General features: G+C 60.2%; 21 protein-coding genes. 6 read left to right on the top strand and 15 right to left on the bottom strand.

Going from position 1 to position 24,718, the window contains the following annotated elements:
* Positions 1-132: 132 nt before the first annotated feature.
* From B5V00_RS13175 to nadC, 3 genes are read right to left on the bottom strand one after another with little or no spacing between them, the layout of a single operon-like run.
* Positions 133-906 carry a type III pantothenate kinase gene (locus B5V00_RS13175; protein WP_085011279.1) on the bottom strand — a complete coding sequence of 258 codons (774 nt, stop codon included), beginning with the start codon at positions 904-906 and terminating at the stop codon, positions 133-135.
* A gap of 33 nt (positions 907-939) precedes the next feature.
* Entirely contained in the window at positions 940-1,923 is a 984-nt protein-coding gene (locus tag B5V00_RS13180) for a biotin--[acetyl-CoA-carboxylase] ligase (protein WP_139800778.1), read from the bottom strand.
* A gap of 15 nt (positions 1,924-1,938) precedes the next feature.
* Positions 1,939-2,763 (bottom strand): carboxylating nicotinate-nucleotide diphosphorylase, encoded by an 825-nt coding sequence (gene nadC / locus B5V00_RS13185; RefSeq protein ID WP_085011280.1) that lies wholly within the window; start codon positions 2,761-2,763, stop codon positions 1,939-1,941.
* A gap of 217 nt (positions 2,764-2,980) precedes the next feature.
* Between nadC and B5V00_RS13190 the strand changes: the two genes are divergently transcribed.
* From B5V00_RS13190 to B5V00_RS13200, 3 genes are all read left to right on the top strand, one after another.
* Complete coding sequence (locus B5V00_RS13190; RefSeq protein ID WP_085011281.1) at positions 2,981-3,889, top strand: OmpA/MotB family protein; 909 nt, start codon at positions 2,981-2,983, stop codon at positions 3,887-3,889.
* Between the two features lie 246 nt (positions 3,890-4,135).
* On the top strand, positions 4,136-4,369 hold the full coding sequence (locus tag B5V00_RS13195) for a CopG family transcriptional regulator (protein WP_085011282.1): 234 nt from the start codon (positions 4,136-4,138) through the stop codon (positions 4,367-4,369).
* On the top strand, positions 4,356-4,616 hold the full coding sequence (locus B5V00_RS13200; RefSeq protein ID WP_085011283.1) for a type II toxin-antitoxin system RelE family toxin: 261 nt from the start codon (positions 4,356-4,358) through the stop codon (positions 4,614-4,616). The genes B5V00_RS13195 and B5V00_RS13200 overlap by 14 nt, the downstream gene beginning before the upstream one ends.
* 230 nt (positions 4,617-4,846) lie before the next feature.
* On the opposite strand, the gene B5V00_RS13205 is transcribed toward B5V00_RS13200, so the two are convergent.
* The 4 genes from B5V00_RS13205 to abc-f all read right to left on the bottom strand — a co-directional run bounded on the left by B5V00_RS13205 (position 4,847) and on the right by abc-f (position 10,056).
* Positions 4,847-5,539, bottom strand: a complete 693-nt coding sequence (locus tag B5V00_RS13205; RefSeq protein WP_085011284.1) for a hypothetical protein — start codon at positions 5,537-5,539, stop codon at positions 4,847-4,849.
* Between the two features lie 71 nt (positions 5,540-5,610).
* On the bottom strand, positions 5,611-6,570 hold the full coding sequence (locus tag B5V00_RS13210; RefSeq protein WP_085011285.1) for a hypothetical protein: 960 nt from the start codon (positions 6,568-6,570) through the stop codon (positions 5,611-5,613).
* Between the two features lie 214 nt (positions 6,571-6,784).
* Positions 6,785-8,086, bottom strand: a complete 1,302-nt coding sequence (locus tag B5V00_RS13215) for a ParA family protein (protein WP_085011286.1) — start codon at positions 8,084-8,086, stop codon at positions 6,785-6,787.
* Between the two features lie 41 nt (positions 8,087-8,127).
* On the bottom strand, positions 8,128-10,056 hold the full coding sequence (gene abc-f / locus B5V00_RS13220; protein ID WP_085011318.1) for a ribosomal protection-like ABC-F family protein: 1,929 nt from the start codon (positions 10,054-10,056) through the stop codon (positions 8,128-8,130).
* A 413-nt stretch (positions 10,057-10,469) separates the two neighbouring features.
* Between abc-f and B5V00_RS13225 the strand changes: the two genes are divergently transcribed.
* Positions 10,470-13,223, top strand: coding sequence for an Rne/Rng family ribonuclease (locus tag B5V00_RS13225; RefSeq protein WP_085011287.1), 2,754 nt, complete (start codon positions 10,470-10,472; stop codon positions 13,221-13,223).
* A 258-nt stretch (positions 13,224-13,481) separates the two neighbouring features.
* On the opposite strand, the gene B5V00_RS13230 is transcribed toward B5V00_RS13225, so the two are convergent.
* From B5V00_RS13230 to B5V00_RS13265, 8 genes are all read right to left on the bottom strand, one after another.
* On the bottom strand, positions 13,482-15,044 hold the full coding sequence (locus B5V00_RS13230) for a sensor domain-containing diguanylate cyclase (RefSeq protein WP_139800779.1): 1,563 nt from the start codon (positions 15,042-15,044) through the stop codon (positions 13,482-13,484).
* Positions 15,045-15,163: 119 nt separating this feature from the next.
* Complete coding sequence (locus B5V00_RS13235; protein ID WP_172399754.1) at positions 15,164-15,826, bottom strand: Smr/MutS family protein; 663 nt, start codon at positions 15,824-15,826, stop codon at positions 15,164-15,166.
* Position 15,827: 1 nt separating this feature from the next.
* On the bottom strand, positions 15,828-16,553 hold the full coding sequence (locus B5V00_RS13240) for a tetratricopeptide repeat protein (protein WP_085011290.1): 726 nt from the start codon (positions 16,551-16,553) through the stop codon (positions 15,828-15,830).
* A gap of 132 nt (positions 16,554-16,685) precedes the next feature.
* A complete protein-coding gene (locus B5V00_RS13245; protein WP_085011291.1) occupies positions 16,686-17,441 on the bottom strand; it encodes a hypothetical protein in 756 nt (251 codons plus the stop codon).
* 10 nt (positions 17,442-17,451) lie between these two features.
* The gene (locus B5V00_RS13250; protein WP_245803976.1) at positions 17,452-19,143 is read right to left on the bottom strand and encodes a LysM peptidoglycan-binding domain-containing protein; all 1,692 of its coding nucleotides are present in this window, start codon (positions 19,141-19,143) and stop codon (positions 17,452-17,454) included.
* A gap of 49 nt (positions 19,144-19,192) precedes the next feature.
* Entirely contained in the window at positions 19,193-20,836 is a 1,644-nt protein-coding gene (hflX, locus tag B5V00_RS13255; RefSeq protein ID WP_085011292.1) for a GTPase HflX, read from the bottom strand.
* Between the two features lie 82 nt (positions 20,837-20,918).
* Positions 20,919-21,686 (bottom strand): enoyl-ACP reductase FabI, encoded by a 768-nt coding sequence (fabI, locus tag B5V00_RS13260; protein ID WP_085011293.1) that lies wholly within the window; start codon positions 21,684-21,686, stop codon positions 20,919-20,921.
* A gap of 72 nt (positions 21,687-21,758) precedes the next feature.
* Entirely contained in the window at positions 21,759-22,550 is a 792-nt protein-coding gene (locus tag B5V00_RS13265) for a DsbC family protein (RefSeq protein WP_085011294.1), read from the bottom strand.
* 291 nt (positions 22,551-22,841) lie between these two features.
* On the opposite strand from B5V00_RS13265, the gene B5V00_RS13270 reads away from it, so the two are divergent.
* The gene (locus B5V00_RS13270; RefSeq protein WP_085011295.1) at positions 22,842-23,402 is read left to right on the top strand and encodes a manganese efflux pump MntP; all 561 of its coding nucleotides are present in this window, start codon (positions 22,842-22,844) and stop codon (positions 23,400-23,402) included.
* Between the two features lie 247 nt (positions 23,403-23,649).
* Complete coding sequence (locus B5V00_RS13275) at positions 23,650-24,714, top strand: ABC transporter substrate-binding protein (RefSeq protein ID WP_085011296.1); 1,065 nt, start codon at positions 23,650-23,652, stop codon at positions 24,712-24,714.
* Positions 24,715-24,718 lie beyond the last annotated feature (4 nt).

The raw sequence follows: 24,718 nt of genomic DNA on the forward strand, positions 1-24,718 counted from the left end.
ACTGGAACTCAAACCTGATTAAGTAACCCCTGTCGAATGAACTCCCTGATACAGCCGAACCCGTGAACCGGTGAAAAATCACTGATCCGGGCAGATTATTGAAGAGGATTCTAACACCCGCCCTACGGGGTGTCAAAACGCGGTTTTATTACGCTGATAGATAATTTGCAGCCCCTCCAGAGTCAGATTGGGATGAACCTCCTCGATGGTTTCCGAGGCCCTGGACAACAGGGGGGCGATACCGCCGGTGGCAAGGACCGAGGCGGACTCACCGGCTTCCTCCTGCATCCGCCGAACGATACCGTCAACCAGACCGACATAGCCGAAGAAAAGACCGGACTGGATACTGTTGACCGTGTTCTTGGCAATCACCTGCGGCGGCCGCGAAAATTCGACCCGCGGCAGCTTGCTGGCCCGGTCGAACAGGGCCTCGGTCGAAATTCCCAGGCCTGGAGCAATCGCGCCGCCAAGGTATTCGCCCCGCGCTGAAATATAATCAAAGGTGGTCGCGGTGCCGAAATCAACCACGATCAACGGACGCTGTTTCTTCTCATAGGCAGCGATGGCATTGACAATCCGGTCGGCACCGACCTCGCGGGGGTTGTCGTAGAGAATCGGCATCCCGGTCTTGATCCCGGGGCCGACCACCAGCGGCGGCCTGGCGAAGTAACTGCGGCAAAGACCCTCCAGGGTCGGCAGCATCGGCGGCACGACACTGGAGATGATGACGTCATCAATATCGGTAAAATGCAACCCCGACATGCTGAACAACTCATGGATGAGCATGGCGTATTCATCGACCGTACGTGCCTTGTCGGTGGTCAGCCGCCAGTCGTGCAGCAGATCGGAATCACGGTAAATACCGAGTACGGTATTGCTGTTGCCTACATCGATAACCAGAAGCATGGTGTTAAACCCTGTTGTTGGTTGCCTTGCATCTCACCCCACCGGCACCACATCGCCGGCCAGGACCCGCTCGACGGTGCCGGCGGCGGCGACCAGCAGGGCGCCGTCGGTGTCGATACCCTGCACGATGCCGGACAGGGTCCGGTCCCCGGATTCAACCCGGACCTTTTCCCCCACCAGGTCGAAACAGGCCTCCCAGGCCAGCCGGATCGGGTCGAATCCCTCGTTGAGATAAAGGTGGTAGAGATCATCAAGCTGCCGGTAGACAGCACAGGCAACCTCGACCCGGGACAACGGCCGGTCCATTTCAATGGCCAGTGACGTGGCCGGATAGCGCAGGCTGGCGGGGATCTGGTCGGCCCGCATATTGATGTTGAGGCCGATGCCGAGGACGACGAAATGGACGGCATCGGTCTCGGCGCTCAACTCGTTGAGCAGGCCGGCGACCTTGCGGCCGTTGATGAGAATATCATTCGGCCACTTGACCCGCGCCGGCAGTGCGCAGACCTGCTGAACGGCACGAGCCACGGCGACCGCCGACAGAAAAGTCAGTTGGGGAGCATCCCACGGAGGAATCCGCGGCCGCAGAATAATCGATGTATAGAGATTGACGCCGGACGGGGACAACCAGTGACGCCCCAGTCGGCCCTTGCCGCCCCGTTGGGACTCGGCGACCAGCACCGTCCCCTCGGTCGCGCCCTGTTCTCCCAGTCGCAGGGCCTGCAGATTGGTGGAATCAGTCTCCTCGAAGCAGACCAGCTCGCGGCCGACAATACGCGTCTGCAGACGGGCGGAGAGATCCTCGGCGGAGAGTCGGTCGGGGCTTGACTGCAGGCGGTAACCGTGCGAGCGGACCGCCTCGATCCGGTAACCGAGAGCCCGCAGAGATTCAATCTGCTTCCAGACCGCGGCCCGGCTGACCCCCAGCTCACGGCTGAGTTCAGCTCCGGAGATAAAGGCCCCCTGCCGGGACATGAACAGGCGCAGAATCTGTTGGCGGGCATCGTTATGCGGCAAGCAGTCCCCCAGGCATCAACGAAAGAGCATCGAAATATCAACCGAACGGTAGGAATGGGTCAAGGCGCCGACCGAGATCAGGTCGACCCCGGTGGCGGCAATATCCGCCACCGTATCGAGATTGACACCTCCGGAGGCTTCCGTCAGGGCGCGTCCGGCAACCAGCTCCACCGCCCGGCGCAACTCATCCGGACTCATGTTGTCGAGCAGAATCACCTCCGCCCCAGCCTCCAGCGCCTGGCTGACTTCATCGAGGTCACGGGTCTCGATTTCAATCTTGAGGACATGGGACACGCGCGCCCGCGCCCTTTCAACGGCAACGGCGATACCACCGGCCGCGGCAATATGATTTTCCTTGATCAGCACGCCATCGTAAAGTGAAGTGCGATGGTTATGACCGCCCCCCTGGCGAACCGAGTATTTCTCAAGCACCCGCAATCCCGGCGTCGTCTTGCGGGTGTCGACAATGGTCGCCCGGGTTCCGGCAACGGCATCGACAAAACGGCGGGTCATGGTCGCGATGCCGCTCATCCGCTGCAGCAGGTTGAGAGCCACCCGTTCCCCCTGCAGCAGAGCGGCCGCTTCTCCCTTGATCCAGGCGATCACTTCCCCGCGACGAACCTTCTGACCGTCAACGGTGAGGGCCTCAAAAGCGATTTCATCATCAAGCTGATGGAAGACCCGGCGCGCGACATTGACACCGGAGAGGATAAAATCCTCCTTGGCCACCAGTTCGGCATGAGCCCTGGTCCCCGGTTCCACCGTCGCCTGGGTGGTGATATCTCCCAGGCCGATATCCTCCTGCAGTGCCTGCCGCACGATGCGTTCAACTTCAAACATGCATACTCCTGACAAGAACAGCCGTTTCCGACGCAGCCGAAGAGGCTGAAAAATAGACGCTAAACTATTGAAAACACTTTTTTATATCATAGCCCCCAAACCCCGACAAGGGAAATAAGGCAAATTGTTTTTCCTTTACATTCCAAACAGTTATGATAGAAAAGAAGATCCTGGAAAATAGCCCTCCGGGCATCCTCTGACAACCAAGGAGATTGCCGTGCGCATCACGTCCCCGTTCTTTTTTTTCGGTCTTTGTCTCTGCCTGCTCACGACCGGCTGCGTGAGCAAGTCAACCTACGAACAAAAGGCAGCCGAAGCCAACCGGCTGCAGGCGTCACGAGACGAACTGCAGTCATCCCTCTCCAAGCTGCAGGAAGACTACCGGCAACTGAGCAGTGAAAAAGAGGGGCTCACCGACAAACTGACCGACACCGGCGAGCGCCTCAAGGCCTGTAATGATGACCTGGAACGGGCCCAGAACGACATCAGGCGGCTGGAAGACGTTCTGACCACCCGCAGCGCCGAAGCCGGCGCAGCGATGACCGAAATGCGGCAGAAGATCGATGCCCTGGAAGCGGCGAAACATGATCTTGAGAACCAGGTGGAACGGGAACGCATCGCCCGCGAAGCACGCCTGGCGCAATTGAAGAACACCTACGATCAGCTGGTAGGCAAACTGGAAAACGAGATCCAGCGGGGCGAAGTCACCATCTCCGAACTGCAGGGACGGCTGACCGTCAACATGGTCGAGCGGATCCTGTTCGACTCCGGCAAGGCCGAGATCAAACCGGAAGGACTCGACGTCCTGCGCCGGGTCGGCAACATCCTCAACGCCGCCCAGGACAAGGTCGTGCAAGTCGAAGGGCACACCGACAACGTACCGATCAGCGCCCGCCTGCGGGACAAGTTTCCCAGCAACTGGGAACTCTCCACCGCCCGCGCCGCCAACGTTGTCCATTTCCTCCAGGACCAGGTCGGCATCCCCGGCGAGCGCCTCGCTGTCACCGGCTACGGCCCCTACCGCCCCATCGCCGACAACGACACCCCCGAAGGCCGCGAACAAAACCGCCGTATCCAGATCGTGCTGGTCCCCGCCCAGGCGAGGGTCGTGGAACCGACCAACTGACGACCAATGTCCGTCACGTCAAAAAAGGGCCGCTGCCGGAAGAAGGCAGCGGCCCTTTTTCTATTCTCAAGGCCGATCAAAAGGGCCCAACGCGAGGCGCATGAAGGCGTAGCGGCTGCTACGTCGCAGTGACGAGGGCGCCGGCAACAAAGCAGACGGGTGCTTTTCATCGGCCTGCATTCGACAACTTGTCTCCAGAACGTCATAACGCTATAATGTCAAAGAACTCAGCATGGAGACAACATCATGAACAGTTCCTCTCGTCGATCAACGATCTACTTTGACTCGGAAATCCACAAAGCCATCAAACTGAAAGCGGCCGTCACCAACAAAAGCCTGTCCGAGCTGGTCAACCTGGCGGTCCGGCAGATGCTGAAGGAAGACCGGGAAGATCTGACCGCCTTTAATGATCGGGTTGCGGAACCGACCATCAGCTATGAACAACTTCTCGACGAGTTGAAGTCTGATGGCAAGATATGAGCTGTGCTTCAAACGTTCGGTCACCAAAGACCTGCGTCCGCTGCCGAAAACCGACCTGAAATTGATCCTGAAACGGATCGAAGCCCTGGCTGATGACCCACGCCCCCCGGGATGTGAAAAGCTCAGCGGGCAGGAACGCTACCGGATTCGTCAGGGAATGTATCGTATCCTCTACGAAATTGAAGATCACCGACTGGTCATCACGGTCGTCAAGATAGGCCATCGACGAGACGTTTATCGACAGTGATTCCTCGCGACAATTATGGGACGATCACAGCAACAAACAAGAAAGAGGGGCCGCTGCCGGATGACGACAGCGGCCCTTCTTCTATCATTGAAGCACCGTTCCAAAGCCGATCAAAAGTGCCCGGATGCGAGGCGCCTGAAGACCGAGGAGCGAGGCGTAGCGGCAGCTACGTCGCAGTGACGAGGGCGAGGGCAACGAAGCAGACGGGTGCTTTTCATCGGCCCTCGCACCTAGCGGAGGAGGCGGGCCAGGTAGATGAAGGTCCCGGCAACCGACAACCCCGCCAGCAGGTTGCCGACGTTGGAACAGATCTGCGACAGCTCGTAGCGGAAAGGGAATAGCCGGCTGACATCCGGGTTGGCGAGATCATAGACCTGGATGTAGAGTTCCGAACCGCGCCACAGGAAGATGAAGATAAAAACCAGCATGAAAGCGATGAAGCCCTTGCTGATCGGGCTGTCCTTGACATTGATATAAATTTTGCGGATCAGGTCGATATTGATCAGCGACAGGAAAACCCAGTTGGTATCTTCGACCACACGGATGACCTTGAGGGTTGACGGAGTGGGGTCGGGATTGATCAGGATGAAGATCATCGAGGCGAAAATAACCCCGAGCGTCGCAACATAGACCAGCAGCTTGTTGCCTTCCAGTTCCAGGGTGCGGGAGAAGACATAATACTCCTGGAAGCCATGACTCATCACCAGAATCGAGATGGTGCCGAGAATGTAGCTCATTGCCTCGATCTGCGGACTGCTGGCACCCGGCAGAAACGGCATCGCCTGGGGCAGCAGTTCCCCAAGCAGGATCAGGCCGAAACCGACGGCAATGCTGGTCCAGACGCGGGCGTTGCCGATGCTGAAGTAGAAAGAGACGATCCCGGCAATCAGCCAGAGAACCAGTTGTACGATGTTCCAATCCATACCCGATGCCTCCTGGTGGCAAGACCGGCCGCGACCGGGCGACAGACCCGGCGCGACGAGATAAAAAGAAATCAGTCCGTCTTCATCAGCGCCTTGATGCCGCGCTGCATTTCATCAACCATCTGCTTCACCGTCGAGGGTCCGGCAACCAGTTTCGCCGCCTTGCCCAGACGCTGATAAAAATCATCCAGCACCGACTCCGAAACAACCCCCTGCCCGTTCATGGCCCGGGTGAACTCCTTGTCCGCCAACTGGGCACCGATGCGGCCGAGACTCTTTTCCGCCACTCCCTTGAGCAGACCGAGCACCTTCTGCCGACGGTCCTTCTCCCGCTCTTCAAGGCTACGGGCGACCTCCGCTTCCCGCGAACGTTTGTCCCGGGTGACATTTTCATGGGCTTTCTGCCAGAGGGCGCGAATATCAGCCGAGGCCTGCAGATCAGCCATGGTCGCTTCTTCGGAGACCTGGGCGGTCAACACGTCGATCTTGGCACCCGGCAGTTTGGCGACCGAAAGAGAATTTTCCGCGCTCTTTTCCAGATCGGTCGAACCGTCATGAAAAAATCCGAGCGGGCTTCCCTCGCGGTAGAAGATCAGCGCGATATGATCCGAGGTGTAGATCCGCAGACAACCGGTGATCTTATCTTCCTTCATTTTGCCGAGCAGGCCACGGATATCGAGCAGCTTGACCTCCTGCCCCTTGTAGAGAACCTGGCCGTGCAACAGGGCATGAATACTCATCGCCAACTCGGAAGACAGCCGGTAGATATTGAGATTGGCATTGCCGGCCAGGGAACATTCGAAAATCAGCGCGATGGCATCGTAGGCAATTTCACGTTCACTGGCGCCCTCGAACAGGGCGCTGATCAGCCGACCCTTGTCATAGATCAGGATGCCGACCCCGCGGGTCGTGTCAAATCGCAGGTATCCGGTGAAATTGCCTTTTTGCAATTTCTGCAGGGCGTCCGGCAATTGCACTTTGCCCGGATCGATATTTTCTTTAACGGGGTTCCCCCGTGGCAGCAGGATCATGAGACAACCTCGACTGTGAAAGATTCAATTCATAACAGAAAACTTTTTATATTTAAGCGAGTTAGCGTCGACTGTCAACGTTTTTAGCTCGATTAAAAGAACACGCACCACCATCGGCGGCAAAAACCCGGCAACAGGTCGACCGCCCCCCCCGGAGACAACCGTGACGCGCGGGCATTAACGCCAGTTGCAAACTCCGCGCCGGCAGGGGATATCAGCGCTCGCGCAGGGAACGATCACGGGCGGCCCGCAGAGCCAGCCGCCGCCAGTTTCGATAGCCCGGATCCTGCAGCAACGTAACCGGCGGGTCCCCGGTCAGGGGAATCAACAGCAGCTCCTGGAACAGTTCGGCGGGATCATCCCGTCCGGCTGCGGTGACCAGGAAGGCCTCAAGGCGACGCCCGGTACGCGCAGTCGGGATCTCTTCAAGCTGACAGGTGCCATCGGCATCAAACAGGGCCAGGCACAGCCGTCTCCCCTCGCCGCTGAGCCCGCCGCCGGTGAGGGTCAGCGCCAGCAGGCCCCGCTGCCCGGTCACCAGGGTCCGCAGATCGGTCCCTTCGAGCAGCCGCTGGAAACAGTCTTCATGCAGAAAACCACGTCGCCTGCTGCGACGATCGAAAAACAGCCGGCCGCTGCCGCCGTCACCGGCGGCACCGCAGACCGGACAATCCGGCAGCAGGCGACGCAGGCGGCCCTCCGGGACAGCTCCCTCCAGGGCCAGCGTACCCTGCCGGCAGCGTCCACGGGGGCAGGACGCCCGGCGCTCCAGGACAAAGTCGGCAAGAATCCGCAACTGGCGATGGACCGCCGTCCCCCGGGCGTGGTTGAGAACCGGATGGATGCGGCGGCTGAAGCCGCTGGCCAGTCCTTCCACCTTGGGACTCTTGGAGATATGGGTCGGAGCGAATCGGTAACCACGCTCCTCCCCGTTGAAAACCAGGTAGTCACGCATGCCGACCCGGCCCTTGAGTTTGAGCCGTCCGTCGATCAGACTCGGAACCAGCCACAGCCGTTCCTCCTCCGGGCGATCATTCATCAGGTTGTGAATCGAGGCGACATTGACCAGCGAGGCACGGTCCTTGACCGGTACCAGCACCAGGTCGGCGGACTCCAGGGCACTGCGGGTGAAGAAATCAAGAATCGGCCGGGTATCGAGAATCAGGATGCCCCGCAGTCCGCTCCCCGCGAGACGTTTTCGCAGGGTGGCCGTGTCGGCCGCGGGAGGTGGTTCCAACTGCCGCTGCGAAGCGAGATACTGGACCCCGTATTCACCCAGCATGGCCTGTCCGAACGGCTGTCGCCCGGCAAACAGGTCCACCACCGAGGCAGCCCGCTGCCGACCGATGGCGAACATGTTGTCAACCGAAAAATGGTTGTCAAAAGAGGCGATGGTGACCGGCAGATCCTCGGCGAGGGCCTTCAGGTAGACGGCCAGATTGGTGGCGATGGTGGTCTTGCCGACGCCCCCTTTTTCACTGGCGACAACGACGACGAACAGCTGATCCGGTCCCATGCGTCCCTCCGTTCCCCGGCAGTCATAAAGCTGAACAGACTTCAGGCCGACTCTTCCAACTGCAACCCTTCCCAGCGCTGGTAAAGCTCGGCCACCTGGTCCTTGAGCCGCTCGTAGCGGGTCGAAACCTCGCGCCAGCGCTGCTGGTCCCGGTAAAGGTCCGGGTCGGCCATCAATTGCTCAAACTCCCCCAGCTCGCCTTCCAGGCGTTCAATCTCGGCCTCGACCTCGGCCAGTTCCCGACGGCGTTTCTGCTCCGCCCGCTGCGCCGCCTTGCGCTCGGCATGCGCCTTGCGTCGGGCATCCTTGTCCGCGGTGTCGGCGGGGACGACCGTGTCCAGGTGCTGCTCGACCCGCTGCCGGCTGTGACTGGAATCTCCAAGGGCCGCCTTGGCACGCAGAAAATCCTCGTAATTGCCCGGCCAGGATGCAATCCTCCCCCCCCCGACTTCGATCACCCGGGTCGCCAGGGAATCAACGAAGTAACGGTCATGACTGACAAAAACCATGGTCCCGGAATAGCTCTTCAGCGCCGTCAGCAGCACCTCCTTTGAGGCCAGGTCAAGATGGTTGGTCGGTTCGTCGAGCAGCAGCAGATTGGCCGGCCGCAGCAGCAGAATGGCCAGAGCCAGCCGGTTTCGCTCACCTCCGGAGAGAACCCGAACCGGTTTTTCAACATCATCGCCGCTGAACAGGAAGCTGCCGAGGATATCGCGCAGGCGCGGCACCATGTCGAAGGGCGCAGCGGCGGAGATCTGCTGCAGAACCGTTTTGCCGGGATCGAGTACCCGGGCCTGATCCTGGGCGAAATAGGCCTGCTGCAGATTGTGGCCCTCGCTGCGGGTTCCCTGCGAAGGCGACTCAACCCCGGCCAGCAGACGCATCAGGGTCGACTTGCCGGCGCCGTTGGGTCCGACCAGGGCGATCCGTTCGCCGCGTTCAACCACCAGGTCAACATCCCGCAGGACCTGCAGTTCACCGTACCGTTGACCGGCCCGTTCCAGTTCCAGCACCACCCGACCGCTCTTGATCGGCGCGGGAAAGCGGAAGGCGATGCTTTTGCGTTGCGGCGGAATCTCGATCCGTTCGATCTTCTCCAGCTGCTTGACCCGGCTCTGCACCTGGGACGCCTTGTTGGCCTGGTAACGGAACCGGTTGATGAAAGCCTCGATGCGCGCCACCTCCTCATCCTGGCGACGCTTGGCCTCCCGCAACGCCCGGATGCGCTCATCACGCTGCACCAGGTAGCGCGAATAACTGCCCGGGTACTCGGTCAGGTGACTGTTCCAGAGTTCGACGATGCGGCTCACCACCTGGTCGAGAAAATAACGATCGTGCGACACCATCACCACCGCGTGGGGGTAGGCGCGCAGGTAACCCTCCAGCCAGTCGCGGGCCGGCAGGTCGAGGTGGTTGGTCGGCTCATCGAGCAGCAGCAGGTTCGGCCGCTGCAGCAGCAGCTTGGCCAGAGCGATACGCATCTGCCAGCCACCGGAAAACGTCTCGCAGGGTTTTTCCCAGTCCGCTTCGGAAAAGCCGAGTCCGGCCAGGACCTTGCCGACCTCGGCGGCCATGGTGTAACCGCCGCGCTGCTGATAGAGCTCCTGAACTTCAGCGAACCGCTCCAGGACCGCATCGTCAGCCCCGTCGGCAAGACGCTGCTGCAGTCGTTCGAGTTCGTTCTCCAGCGACAGCAGCTCGGAAAGGGCGCTGCGGACTTCCTCGAACAGGGTCCGGCCGCTGTGTTCAAGTCCATCCTGCGGCAGGTAACCGTAGCTGGTCCCTTTCGCCATCTGCAGGGATCCGCCGTCAGGCTCGACCTGTCCGGCAAGAATCTTCAGCAGGGTCGTTTTTCCGGCGCCGTTATCGCCGCATAGACCGATCCGGTCACCGGGGCGAAGATGCAGATCCAGACCGGCGAAAAGAACCCGGTCGGCAAAATTCTTCCTGATTTGTCTCAATTGCAGCATCCGGCTTTTATAGCACAGGCCTTGACCCTCGGGAAACCTGTTACGGCTCTGATAGGCAGACGGATCGCCGGTGGCCGGGAACGATTCGGATACGGGCATCCCGACCGGGAACAAGAATTTTCCTGCAGAACACGTGAGAATTTGTTATATTGACCGGGTCGGACGCCCTGACCCTGAATCAGTGAGCCCCTTGTCGGCGAACAGCACAAGTCACTGATTCAGGCTGAAGGAACGGTTCGGCAAAGATCATCCCGACCGGTTGAGCCATGCTCCCGGACGGGAACAATTGTTCAGGTCCAATCAGGGGATGACAGGTGAAGCGACCCTGTCCGGCAGCCTCAGGGGCTGCAGCCGTCTTCGGACGGACAACCAGTTTGCGATGATCCCGCGGGGTCATCGGAAGGATTTTCATAATGATCAAGAAGATGTTGGTGAATGCCAGCAACCCGGAAGAAAACCGGGTGGCCATCGTCGAGGACGGTGTGCTGTCCGAACTCGACATCGAAATTACCGGGCGGGAACAGACCAAGGGTAATATCTACAAGGCGGCGGTGGTCCGGGTTGAAACCGGGCTGCAGGCCGCCTTCGTCGATTATGGAGCGGAACGGCTCGGTTTCCTGCAGCTCGGGGAAATCCATCCTTCTCTTTACCCGCAGCGCGACGAGCAGGAAAGCAAGTCACGCCCGCGCATCAACGAAATTCTCCATCGCGGCCAGGAAATCCTGGTGCAGATCACCAAGGAAGAACGGGGCAACAAGGGCGCGGCGCTGACCACCTTTCTCTCCCTGCCCGGCCGCTATATGGTGCTGATGCCGGATGACGATGCCCGCGGCATCTCCCGCAAGATCCCCGACGGCGCCGAGCGCAAGGCCCTGCGGGCCGCCATCTCCGACCTGGAGCTGCCGACGAACATGGGTTACATCATTCGTACCGCGGCCATCGGCAAATCAGCGGACGAACTCAAACGCGACCTCGACTACCTGCTGCGGCTGTACGAAAATATCAGCGCCCATGCCGAAAAATGCAGCGCCCCGGCCCTGATCTACCAGGAATCGAACCTGGTGATCCGCTCCATTCGCGATTACTTCACCCGGGAAATGGACGAAGTCCTGATCGACGACCCGCAGGTCTACAACGAAGCGCGGGAATTCTTTGCCCAGGTGATGCCCGACTACCTGCGGATTGTCAAACTTCACCAGGAACAGCGACCGATCTTTTCCAAGTACCAGATCGAAGAACAGATCGACACCATTTCCCAGAACCAGGTCAACCTCCCCTCCGGCGGCTCGATCGTCATCGACCAGACCGAGGCGCTGGTCGCCATCGATGTCAACTCCGGCAAAATGGCCAGCGAGAAAGGCATCGAAGCGACCGCCTACAAGACCAACCTCGAAGCGGCCGATGAAGTGGCCCGACAGCTGCGGTTGCGCGACCTTGGCGGCCTGATCGTCATCGATTTCATCGACATGCGCGACCGCAAGCACGGTCGGGAGGTCGAGAAGCGTCTCAAGAACGCACTCAGCGGGGACAAGGCCCGCGTCACCGTCGGCCGCATCAGCCAGTTCGGCCTGATGGAAATGAGCCGCCAGCGGATCAAGGCGACCCTCGCCGCGGCCGCCTGGCACACCTGCCCGCACTGCCAGGGACGGGGCAAGGTCAAGAGTACCGAAGCCCAGGCGGTGGCCATCATGCGCAAAATCCACGCCGGTGTGGCCAAGAAGCAGATCGGCCGGGTCGAGGCGGCAATCCCCTCCGAGGTCGCCGAGTACCTGCTCAACACCCGGCGGGAAGAGCTGCTGGACATGGAACGCCGCTACAACACCAGCATCTACCTCAAGGGCGAAGCGGAACTGGTTGCCGAAGAGGTCAAGCTCGAATTCATCAAGCGTGAAAAACAGGCAGCAACCAATGGCGATGCCGCCGCCCCGGTAACCGCCGCCGCGGCACTGGCCGAAACCGCGGCCGACGCCGAAGAGAACGAAGGACGACGACGCGGAGATTCTTCCGAAGAACCTCAAGAAGAAGCGGAGCTGTCCGAAACCGGGTCCGGCACAACCGAAGATGAGGGTGAAGCCGCCACCGAAACGCCGCGTCGCTCCCGTCGGCGTCGGCGGCGGGGACGCCGCGGCGGAGCACGCAGCGGCAGCAGGGACAACGAGCAGGCGGCAACCGAAAATGATCCGCAGCCGACTACGGAAACCGTCGATGGTGAAACAACCGGAGACGCCGACGAGCAGAAATCCGCCGAATCGGAATCGGTCGCGGAGACAGAGGAGAAACCGAGCCGGTCGCGTCGTTCCCGCTCGCGAAGAAAAAAACCGGCGACTGACGCCGGCCAGGAGACTGCGCCCGCCAGCGGGGACACTTCCGCCGAATCCACCGATGACAACATGACGGCGCCGGGGGATGCCGCCCCGGCAGAGACAGCAGAAACGGAAACGGCTGCGACACCTCCCAAGCGACGCCGTAGCCGTAAAAAGGCCACTGAAGAGCAGGCCGGAGGAGAGGCAGACCAGTCGACCAAAGACCAGTCGGCCGCAGCCGAGCCCCCGCCCGAACCGGCGCGGAAAAGAAGACGCCCAGCCAAAGCGGCCGCCGGGGAGGAAAAGGAAACGCAGCCCGAACAGACACCGGCACCGACCGGGGAAGCGGAGGGCAAACCGAAACGCCGCCGCTCCAGTCGCAAACCGGCCGCCGCGGAGGACAACAAGGACACCGCGGAAACAGCAGCCGCGACTCCTGAAACGACGGTCGAAGAAAAACCGAAACGCCGCCGCAGCCCGCGCAAGAAGGCCACCGAGACCGAGACAACAGCCACCGGACAACCGCCGGAAGAGGCGCCGGAGGCCGAGTCCGCCAAACCGAAGCGCCGCGCCAGCCGCAAGAAGGCAACGGAACCGGCTGCCCCGGAAGAGACCGCGGCCACCGTGGAAACGAAAAAAACCCGTCGCCCCGCGGCACGCAAAAAGGCCGCTGAACAACCGGCTGCTGACGACAGCGCCCCCGCCGAGCCCACGGCCAAACCGAAACGTAAACCCGCGGCACGCAAAAAAGCCACTCCGGCTCCATCAGAACCGACAGCGACCGACACCCCGACTGCCGAAACGGAGAAACCGAAACCACGCCGCCGCGCGACAAAGAAGAAGACCGAACCCGATCAGGATTGAGCCCGGCAACCAGCAACAGAACGAAGCGGTCGAAAAAATGTTTCCCAGGCTGAGCAAAAATGTCCAGATGCAAGGCGTCCGCCCCCCGCGGAATAAGGCGTACCGGAAGGTACGTCGTTGACGCGGGGGGAAGGACAACGCCGCAGATGGGCGTTTTTCATCAGCCTGCTGAACGAAGAATGAAACCGCAGGCGTAGCGGCAGCTATCGAGGATTGAAGACTTCAGTTCAACGCCGCAGATGCGTGCGTATCGACCGCCTACCCCTTAAGCCGTTTCAGCCACCCGGCCTTCTTCGCCACATACCTCTCCACCCGGTTGCGTCCGCCCTCTTTGGCGGCGTAGAGAGCGGTGTCGGCCTGCTCGATCAGCAGATTCCTGCCGGCGTTCACATCAACCGGGTCATAAGCGGCAACCCCGAAACTGGCTGTCACCGAATATCGCTCTCCGCCATTGTCGAATTCATGCCCGGCGGTCGTCTGGCGCAGCTTTTCCGCTACCACCAGCGCCTCATCGACATCGGTTTCGGGCAGAATAACAATGAACTCCTCGCCCCCGTAGCGCGCCAGCAGGTCATAATCCCGCAGCTGTTCTCCCCAGATCCGGCAGGCCTCTTTAAGGACGAAATCACCCGCCTGGTGACCGTAAAAATCATTGATGTTCTTGAACTTGTCCAGATCAATCATGATCAGGCTGAGGCCCCGCCCGGTACGTACCGCGCGATTCATCTCCCTGTTCAGGCTCTCCTGGAAATAGCGATGATTGAAGATCCCGGTCAGCCCGTCGAGATTGGCGATCTGTTCCAGGTAACGGTTTTTTTCCTCCAGTTCCGCGTTCAGTCGTTCCAGTTCGAGCTTGGCTTCGACCAGCTCCCGGTTGACCTGCTCGTAGGACATGTTGAGCGTGGCCAACTCAATATTCGCCCGTTGCAGGATTTCCGGAACCGATGGCGTTCCGGCGATCTTGAGACCGAAATAATCAGCCGCCCGGCTGACCTCGCGATTGACATTTTCAAAAACCTGGTCGACCACACCGGACTTCAGCCCGAGCCGTTTTTTCGCCTCTCTGCGAAATCGGTCGGCATATTCAAGCGGGTGACCTGAGTAGAGAATATTGGCCACCAGCCCGGCCAGATAGGCGACCACCACGACCTTCTCCATCTCCCGGTTCCCGCCCTGATAGGAGGACGGGTCATGATGGTAGAGGATCGGCTGCACCAGGGTCTCCGGAAACTGCCAGTGGCGCGCGGCATGACAGCCGACAAAGGAGTGGTCAGCACCCAGTTCCCGTTCCTCAAGGACAAACAGTTCCTCCGCGTCGGTCTCACATTTCCGCAACACGGCATCGTACTGTTCGGGAAAGGCCTTGGCCAGGATCAGGACCCCGATATTTTCCAGCAGGCAGACGGTAAAGACCTCCTCCGGGTCAACATCGGTCTCAACCTCCTCGACCAGCATCCTGGCCGCCACGGCGGTCGCCAGGGACTGTTCCCAGAAACGCTGGTAATCGAACCCGGTCTGCCGCCGAGCATGTTCAGCATCGAGAAAAGAGAAGGAGAGGACCAGGCTGCGCACCGCGTTGGTGCCGAGAATCGCGACCGCCTGCTGGATGGTTCTGACCTCGTTGGGAAAACTGTAGAAAGCCGAGTTGACAACCTTGAGCAACTTGGCGGAAAGGGAGACATCCTGGGCCACCAGGCTGCTGATCTGGTAGATGGTCGTCTCCTCGCGACCGGTGATTTCGATCAACTTGGAGGCAACGCTGGAAAGGGTGGGCAGGGCTCCCGCGTCCATGACGCCCTGAATAATCTGCTCCCGGGTCATTGCAATACTCCTGGCCGTCTGACTGAGAATCAGTCAATCCCGCGCGACGAAAAAGGCCGCACATCAACATATCGGCCGGAGTAACAATAATCTCTAGGGAAACCAGAACCTGTGAGAATTCAGTCCCGGGGGGTGGTGCGCAAGAAGAGGATCAGCGCCCCCTGGCCTCCCAGGTTGCGGGGCGCCCGCCCCCACTCGACGACCTCCGTGAAGGACTCCCGCTTCAGCAGCTGCTCGATGGCGTCGCGCAGCACCGGTCCGTCGGGCGAATGCAGGCCGCGGCCGGTGATCACCCGCACCGTGGTCCACCCCTGGTAGCGGGCATCGACAAGAAAGTGGCGGAATACTTCTTCCGCCCGGGCGCGGCTCAGGCCGTGCAGATCGAGATCCCGCTCGACACGCAACCGGCCGCGCTGCAGCTGCTTCATGCGCCGGGGAGCAGCAGTCGATTCTTCTTCCTCCGGCAGTTCATCAACAAAGCACACATCGAGTTGTCCGAGGGCGGCGAGAAACTCGTCCTCGTCCGATGCGGGTGATTTCGGAACGGTCGGCGGGTCCTCCCCGAGGTCGACCGGGGGATGAGACCGATCCTCCCCATCGGAAAACCTGGCGACACCGAGGGCATCCATCGCCGAAGCGAAATCCTCCTCCGCTTCCGCCGGTGTCGGCGGGGCCGGTTTCGGCAGGGGCGCCGGTGTCTTCGCCGGCGACGGAACAGAAAGCCCCTTCAGTTTCTTGAAGGGGCTGTTGTTGAAATCTTTTTTCGACTTGCGGGAGGCCATTTCAACGGCGGACGATCTTCCGGCGGCCCTGCATCGCCCGGGTCTGCTGCTTGATGATCGCACCCTGCTTTTCGAGATGAAACTGCAGCCACATATCGCCATACTGTTTCATCTTCATCTTTTTGCCGGCACGAAGCAGCTCCAGGTTGCCCTGCAACGCCTCCTTATTGGAAACCTTCTTGAGTCCCTTCTCCAGGACCTTGATCGCCTGGTCCCGCCTGCCGACCCGATCCAGGCAGTAGGCATAGAGATTCCAGAGCATGTCCTCCTTCTTGGTTCCGGCGATTGCCTTGTCGAAGGTGGCGATCATCTTCTCAGTCTGCTTCTTGCGCATCTGGCAGATGGCCAGCATGCCCATGCCGACCCAGTGGCGGAAAAACCCCTTCTCAAGATACTCGTAGGCCTTGGCGAAATCACGTTTCAGGTAGTAGATGGTGCCGATCTGGGAGTTGACCTGCTGTTTGACGTAAAACTGCCAGGCACCGTACTTGTAGGCCTGCTCCAGGGTCTTGACCGCTTTTTCGGCCCGGTTGCCCTGGATATCGCGCTGGGCCTGCTCCATGATGACCCCGACCTTCTTCATCACCACGCGCAACAGGACAAAATAGACGACGGCAAACACCCCCAGGCTGATGAGGATGGCAACCCAGATTTCGAACCCGGCCCCGTACTGCAGGGCAAGGGAGGTTGCGGCACTGCAGGCCGCGGCAATAAGGACACTTAACATCTTGACTGGACTTCCTTTCAAATGGGATGGCCCGCGTCCGGAATTCCACCCGGGACCGAGCCGTCAAAGGCAAGCGAGTTTAGCAACCCGGCCGCCAAAAGTCAAAGGCCGCGGGGGGCGCGGCCCCGCCCTTCAGGCCGGCAGTTCGAGGTGTTCAACAATACGATCAATGCCCAGCCGGTCCAGGTCGTCGGGCAGGCGGTCGTTGCGCAGAAACTGGCTGTTGCCGCCCTGCAGCAGGGGAATCTCGCTCTGGCTGTTTTCGAGGGTAAAAACCTCACCGCAGGCGGGTCGGCAGGGGCGGTCGTGGCGGGGAGAGCGGAAAGGACAGTTTCGGCTGGAGGTGACCAGCACATAAGGCCGGTGCAGGCTGCCACGCAACGACCGCGGCAAAGGCGCGATTCCCTGCAGCAGGTTGTCGAGTTCAACCCGCCCGATGCCCGCCTCCCGGAGAAAGGCGACCGCCTCGCTGCTGTACCAGCTACCGCGCTGGAAATAGTCCCGTTCGGCGGGAGAGAGGTCGAAATCGAGAATCCGCGGGCCGCGTTTCTGCCCCGACAGGGCACGACCGCAGACCCGCGGCAGACGGGGAAGAAACTCCCCGGCGAGAGCAATCATGCCGAGATCTGAAATCAGCAGTTCATCACCGGCGTCAAAAACATCAACCAGCCCCTTCAACAGGCTGCGGACAGCAGGCAGCCAGGACTGGTAAAGAACCGGGGTGACCAGGGTCATGGCGATGGATTGCCGACGGCAGAAAGCGACCGCGCGCAGGACCTGATCACGTGACGGCATCCGCCAGCTGCAGAACTCGGCCCCGAAATAGAGACGATCGATTCCCGGAGGCAGGGAATCCGGCACCCGACAGGTCAGCAGCGCCCGTTCCATCCCACTCCTTTCAGCCGGCGGGAACCAGCAGGGTCAACTTGTCCCCCGGATGGAGAATATGGTCGGCGGCAAGATTGTTCCAGGCGAGGATCTGACGTGTCGGCACATCGTAGCGGCGACCGATGGTCCACAGGGAATCTCCGGCACGTACCCGATAGACGATCCGCTTCAGCGGCCCCCGGTGCTTCTTCAGACGTTTCCCGCCGGCCCCCTTGCTGGAGACCACCAGAGTCTGTCCGGGGTGAATCAGGTTGCTCCAACCGAGCCGGTTCCAGACCCGCAGCTGTTTCTGGGTGACGTTGAATTTCTTCGCGATGCTCCACAGGCTGTCGCCGTTACGCACCTTGTAGGAACGGCGGTAGGAACGCACGTAATCATCGCGCAGTTCATCCAGCGGACGACGGGTGTAACCCTTCTTGAGCGGCAGAATCAGATCACTGCCGATCTTGAGGGCGCGCGGGTTGCGGATCGCGTTGAGGGCGATGATGTCGTTGACCCGGACATGATGACGCTTGGAGAGGCTGAGCAGGGTGTCGCCCGGCTTGACGCGGTGGCGCAGATACTTGACCCGGTCGGCCGGGTCGAGGGCGGCATAGGCGTCGACAAATCGCCGGTAGCTCCCCTTCGGCAGGCGGACCACGTAGCCGCGTTCACCGGGAGGCGTTGACCAGCGTTTCAGTTCCGGATTGAGTTGTTTAATGGTCCGGTAGTCGCTGCCGGCCAGTTTGGCGATGACCTCCAGGTCGGTGGCTGACGGCAGAGCCACTTCGTCGTAAACCAGCGGTTGCTGCAATTCAACCGTATCGAAACCGTATTTGCCGGGCTGTTTGCTGATCAGCAACACCGCCAGCAGCTTCGGCACATAGTTGCGGGTTTCCGGCTGGAGAAAATTCCCGCGCGAAATATCCCAGAAGTCAGTGCTCTTGTATTTCCTGACGGCACGACTGATCTTTCCGCCGCCGGCATTGTAGGCGGCAACCGCCAGGTACCAGTTGCCGTCAAAACGGTCGTGCAGGTCGGCAAGGAAACGGGCGGCGGCGTAAGTCGATTTTTCAAAATCGCGCCGTTCATCCCGCCACCAGTCGGTTTTGAGGCCGTAGTGACGGCCGGTTTTCTCGATAAACTGCCAGGGCCCGACGGCATTGGCCCAACTGTAGGCTCTTTCATTGAAGCCGGACTCGACCATCGCCAGGTAGGCGAGATCGCGCGGCAGGCCCTGCTCGGCAAAAATGGCACGCATCCTCGGCAGGTAACGCCCCGAGCGGGCGAGCCAACGGACAAAACCCTTGCGGCCGGCGTGAGTGTAATAATCGATGAAATATTTGACTTTAGCGTTTTCCACCACCGGGAAATCAAACAGTTTACCCGACGCGGGGGTGGTCAAACCCTCATCTTCCGGGGGATGCTGATCAAACCCGGTGAGCAGCAGGGTATCGGCCAGGGTTTCGAGGTCAAGCGTGGACGACGGTTCTTCGCTCTCCAGCAAGGCCCGGTCGGCGAGGACAAAATCGCCGGGCAGCAGCGACATTCTGTCCCGCGCCGCTTCCAGTGACGAGATGTCACAGGTTTGACGCGCCTCTGCCGGCGCTCCCCCGGCCCCCCCGACAGCAGCGGCCTTCACCTCCGGAGACGGAGCGGAAAGCCGGACGCCGCAACCGCCGAGAAGGATCAGAGAAGAAATAAAAAGAATGCGAACCACCATAAAAAACTCCTGCAAGTCGGCCCGAACCTAAACAAAAAACCTTTTTGTGTCAAGTATTTCGAGCTTCTTCCGGCCAGAAACGCCGCTCCAGTTCCGCCAGCAGGGGGTCGAAGCTGCGGCGCTGCAGGGCACTGATCGGCAGGGCCCCGAACCGTCGGCAGAGGGGTTGCAGTTCCTCCTCGGGGACCTGATCGATCTTGTTGAAGACCAGCAGCCGGGGGAGATGCTGCAGGTTGAGATCCTGCAAGATCTTTTCCACGGCACTGATCTGAGATTCGAACTGCGGGTTGGAAAGATCCACCAGGTGCAGAATCAGGTCGGCATCCTCCAGTTCTTCAAGAGTGGCGCGAAAGGCGCCGAGCAGACTCTTCGGCAGCTGGCGGATGAAACCGACGGTATCGGTAATGATCACTTCGCGATCACTGGGGAAACGCAGGCGGCGGCTGGCGGTGTCGAGGGTAGCGAAAAGCAGGTCCTCGGTGAAGGTCGCGCTCTGGGTCAGGGCGTTGAGCAGGGTCGACTTGCCGGCGTTGGTATAGCCGACGATGGAAATGACCGGGACTCCGGCGCGAACCCGTCGCTGGCGTCGCTGGCGGCGACCGCGGGTCAGCTCCTGCAACTGTTTTTCCAGCCGGCGGATACGATCACGGGTCCGGCGACGGTCAATTTCCAGCTTGGTCTCCCCCGGTCCGCGACCGCCGATCCCCCCCATCAGGCGGGAGAAGGCCGTCCCCCGGCCAGTCAGGCGCGGCAGGATATATTTCAGCTGTGCCAGCTCGACCTGCACCTTGCCGTCGCGGGTGTGAGCGCGGCGGGCGAAGATGTCGAGGATCAGCTGGCTGCGATCAATAACTTTGAGGTCGGTGATGGCGGCGATGGCCCCGACCTGGGCCGGTGCCAGGTCATGGTCGAAAATCAGCATGGTGGCCCGCTGCTGCAGGGCGCGGATCACCACCTCCTTGAGCTTCCCCTCCCCCATCAGGTAGCGGGGATGAATGCGGTGGGTCCGCTGCACGACCCGATCAAGCACCTGGACATCGGCGGTTCGCGCCAGCTCGGCCAGCTCGGCCAGAGATTCCTCGACCTGGCGCGGCTTGCCGCCATTGACCGAGATCAGGATGGCACGTTCCCGGCCGTCATCGAGATCGACGGTGGCGGCAAGATCCCGCTCCAGTTCATCGTCGAGGGCATGGATAAAGGCGTCAAAAACGAGATCGAGCTGGTAGAAGTCAGCAAAGGAAAGACGCTCGCATGTGGTTCCAGCCGGGTTGGTCGGCAGCAGGTGGGCGATTTCGGTCCGTCCCGGCAGGCCCTGATCGTCGACCCCGATGGCCACCATCAGATCAAGGCGCAGCAGCGAGAGATCGTTGATGTCATCCTGGGAAAGGGGTTCCTGCCGGAGATGGGTGTGGATGCAGCGCAGGCCGCGCAACCCGCTGCGCCCCAGGCCGTAGTCGGAAAGGTCGGGGATGACAATTTCCCGGTCGTCACCAAGGATGACATGCAGGACCGTGCCGCGACGGTCGACGATGATGCCGATCTGCCGGCGCAACTCGAAAGAGAGTTCGGTCAGGTAGCGGGCCAGTTCGCCGGTGATCACCTCCCCGCCCGGAATCCGCCGTCGGTAGATCCGCTCCAGAGCCTGGATCCGGCTCGCCTTGAGCCCGGTGGTCGTACCGTGGATGACTGCCATCGGCTCTCAGACGACCCGTTTTGAACAGAAAAGGGCCTGTTGCCAGGCCCTTTTCTTAAAGAGTTCAGAGTGAATTCCCATATCAGCGGGCGGAGATATTGAAGCCGCCATCGACATAATGGATTTCGCCGGTGACACCGCTGGCGAGATCAGACAGCAGGTAGAGGGTCGCCTTGCCGACTTCATCCTGGGTGATCAGGCGCTGCAGCGGCGAGCGTTCCTCCATGACATGCAGTTTCTGCTTGAAATTGCCGACGCCGGAAGCCGCCAGGGTCTTGATCGGTCCCGCGGAAACGGCGTTGACGCGAATATTCTTCTCTCCCAGTTCGGTGGCCAGGTAACGAACCGACGATTCGAGAGCCGCCTTGGCCACTCCCATGACATTGTATTCGGGAACCGCCATAACCGCGCCGAGATAGGTCATGGTGACCACGCTGCCCCCTTCTTTCATCAACGGGATGGCATAGCGGGTCATCGGGATCAGCGAGTAGGCGCTGATGTCAAGGGCCAGGTGGAAACCGTCGCGACTGGTCTGGGAGAAGGGATTCTTCAGATCCTCGCGATTGGCGAAGGCGACCGCGTGGACCACGAAATCGATCTGCCCCCAGCGTTTTTCCAGTTCTGTGAAAACCGCGGCGATATCCTCATCCGAAGCAACGTCGCAGGGCAGAATGATCTCCGAACCGAGGCTTTCGGCCAGCGGACGGACCCGCCTTTCCAGCGCCTCGTTGAGATAAGTAAAGGCGATCTCGGCTCCCGCCTCGTGCAGTTGCCGGGCAACCCCCCAGGCAATACTTTTGTCGTTGGCCACGCCGAAAATGACGCCGCGCTTGCCGGCCATCAATCCCATGGTATCGATACCTCCTTGCAGGTGAAAAACTGCCTTTTAACAGATGTCCCGGATAAAGGCAAGAGAACAGGCTCAATCCTGCTCCGCGGTCACCTTCGAACCCAGCATCTTCAACAGAACCGCCGCCGGTTTTGCTCCCGAACTGACAGTCCCGTCGGGCAGGATCATGGTCGGAGTGGAGTTGATACCGAGTTCCTTCACCAGTTTCAGATTGGCATCGACGGCCGCTGCGGCTTCACACTCGGCCGACGGGATTTCTTCCCCGGCAAAAACCTTGTCGAGCAGGGAGATATCCTTCTTGCAGATCAGGGTCTTGGCCAGTCCGTAGGCATCGGGATGCATCTTCAGGGGGAAGAACTTGATCAGGAAGGCGATATTCGGATCGAGCTTGACGACCTTTTTCAATTCGCCGTGCAACCGCTTGCAGTAGGGACAACGCGGATCGGTAAAGACGATCACCCGGGTGGCCGCCATCGGGTTGCCGAGCAGCAGGGCATCATCCAGCGGTATCCGGCTGACATCGACCTTGGGCCGCTCTTTTTCCTGGGCCGCCGCGGTAATGTTGGTCTTGTCCTTCAGGCGGATGATATTGCCGGCGATCAGGTATTTTTTTGAAAAGTCGAGATAGAGCGGAAAGGTCTGCCCGTTCCTCTCCACTTCCACCAGCCAGACACCCGGCATCTCGGCGAATTCGACCTTGACCACCTTATCGACCCCGCCTTCCAGCAGCCTGGTCGCTTCGGGGATATCGAGGCTGTGGCAGTCACTGCACTCACCGGCACCACAGCCCCCTCCCTCGGCCATGAACGCCGCGGCCGGAGATGTCAGAAACAACAGGCACAGCAATGTCAGCAGTAGGTTCATCAGGTCAGCTCCTGTTCATTCGGTTCTGTCAGCGGGCTTGCAAAGCGGTTCATAATAAACTGCCGTCCCGCTTGTGGCAAGAGTATCGTCACAGCCCAAATCCGCCGGCAATTTCGGGATTCAGGTGTCGTTACGGATGAATCTGCTACGTTTCCACCCGAATCGGCACGGCGCCTCGCATCTCCACCCGTCCCACTACCCTCGATCCGCAAAACAGCCGGTGGATTTGGGCACGGATTGACCCGGCCTCCGGGGAGTGCTTAAATGTCGCTTCCGCCACAGGAGACCCGCATGGACCTGATCACTCTCTTCGGCCTCGCCCTGGCGCTGGCAATGGACGCCTTCGCCGTGGCACTGGCCAGCTCATTAAGCCTGCCCAAGCTGACCGGCCGGCATCTGTTCCGTCTCGGCTGGCATTTCGGCCTGTTCCAGGCGCTGATGCCGGTCATCGGCTGGCTGGCGGGACGGTTGGTACAGCAGTGGATCGTCGAGGTCGATCACTGGATCGCCTTCGGCCTGCTCACGTTCATCGGCGGACGCATGCTGTGGGAAGCCCTGCACCATGACGGGGAGGAGGTCCGCGGCGACCCGACCCGCGGCTGGACGATGGTGATGCTGTCGGTCGCCACCAGCATCGATGCCCTGGCGGTCGGCCTGACCCTGGCGATGCTCGGTGTCTCGATCTGGTTCCCGGCCCTGATCATCGGCCTGGTGGCCGGCATCCTGACCGTGGCCGGCATGCTCCTCGGCCGGCGCCTCGGCGGCCGCTGGGGGCAACCGGTGGAAATCATCGGCGGCCTGGTGCTGATCGGCATCGGCCTGAAGATTCTCTTCGAGCACCTGGCCGGCTGAAAGCTCAACACTTTCGGCGTCCCTCCAGGACAAAATTCCATCAGAATCAGTGAGTACCTGTTGGATGGAGAGTGCAAAGGGCTCACTGATTCTGGTTCCAGCCACGTCATCCGGCAATCCCCCCTGCCTGGCGGTTAATAAAAAATAATTCTACAATCCCTACAACAGATCTAAACAATCCTGTTATTCTTCCGACAAGAGACAGACAACATACTGTTTTTAAAAAATAATTTATTTCGGAGTACCAATGAAACGGGGTTTCTTTTTTGCGATTATCGTGTCTGTTCTCTGTATTTCCATCAATGTCTCGGCAACCGGAGCCAACAACCCCGCACGCCTCTTTCTGGTGGCAAGCTACGACTGTGACAACGTCTGCGGCGCTCCCCAGGAAACCGGGGCACTGAATGAGCTTCGCGACAACGACTGGATTGAAGGTGAGAACCTGATCGTCGGCCGATTCTACATGCAGACCAAAAGCCGCTACACATCCCCGGATGAAATTCATCAAAGAGGCCTGGCGGCCCTTGAGAAAATTCGTCAATTCAATCCCGATATCGTTCTCACGTTCGATGACAATGCGTTCCGGGAAGTCGGCCTGGCCCTGGCCGGTGGCCCGGTCCCCGTGGTCTTTTCCGGACTGAACGGCCAACCGGAAGATTACAACCGGATACGTCGTTTCATGACGTCACGCCAGCATCCGGAAGGCAATATCACCGGCGTTTATGAAAAATTGTATCTCGAACACTCCCTTGAAGTCCTGGCGGCGGCCTTTCCGGAGCTGCGGGGCGGCAAGGTGGTCGGCATCACGGATGATTCTCCCACCGGGAAAGCACTCAGCAAACAATTCCGGATAGAACTCGGTCAAACTCGTCAAATTGCCGGCCTGCAATGGGAAGAACGCCGGGTAAAAACCTTCGGTGAGTACCAGAAACTGATCCGGCAACTCAACGAGAATCCTGAAGTGGTCGCCATCTATCCGGTTGCCGTGCGGCTTCCCACCGCCGACGGAACCATCCGCACCGCCAGACAGATTTTTCCCTGGACCATCGCCCACAGCACCAAGCCGGAGTTGGCGCTCAATTACTACTTCTCCAAACTCGGCCTGTTCGGTGGAGCTGCTGTTGATTTTCGCAAAATGGGTGCCGTTGCCGGACGCCAGGTCGGTTGGATTCTGGAAGGACGCCACGCAGGTGACCTGGCCATTGTGGATGCCCCGGATTACGCTATCGTCTTCAACCTCACCCGCGCCGAAGAATTGGGGCTGCAGATACCGATGCCGCTACTGACCGCTGCTGACCATATCTACCGTTAAAAAA

It is taken from the genome of Geothermobacter hydrogeniphilus (assembly GCF_002093115.1).
Taxonomy (GTDB): Bacteria; Desulfobacterota; Desulfuromonadia; order Desulfuromonadales; family Geothermobacteraceae; genus Geothermobacter_A; species Geothermobacter_A hydrogeniphilus.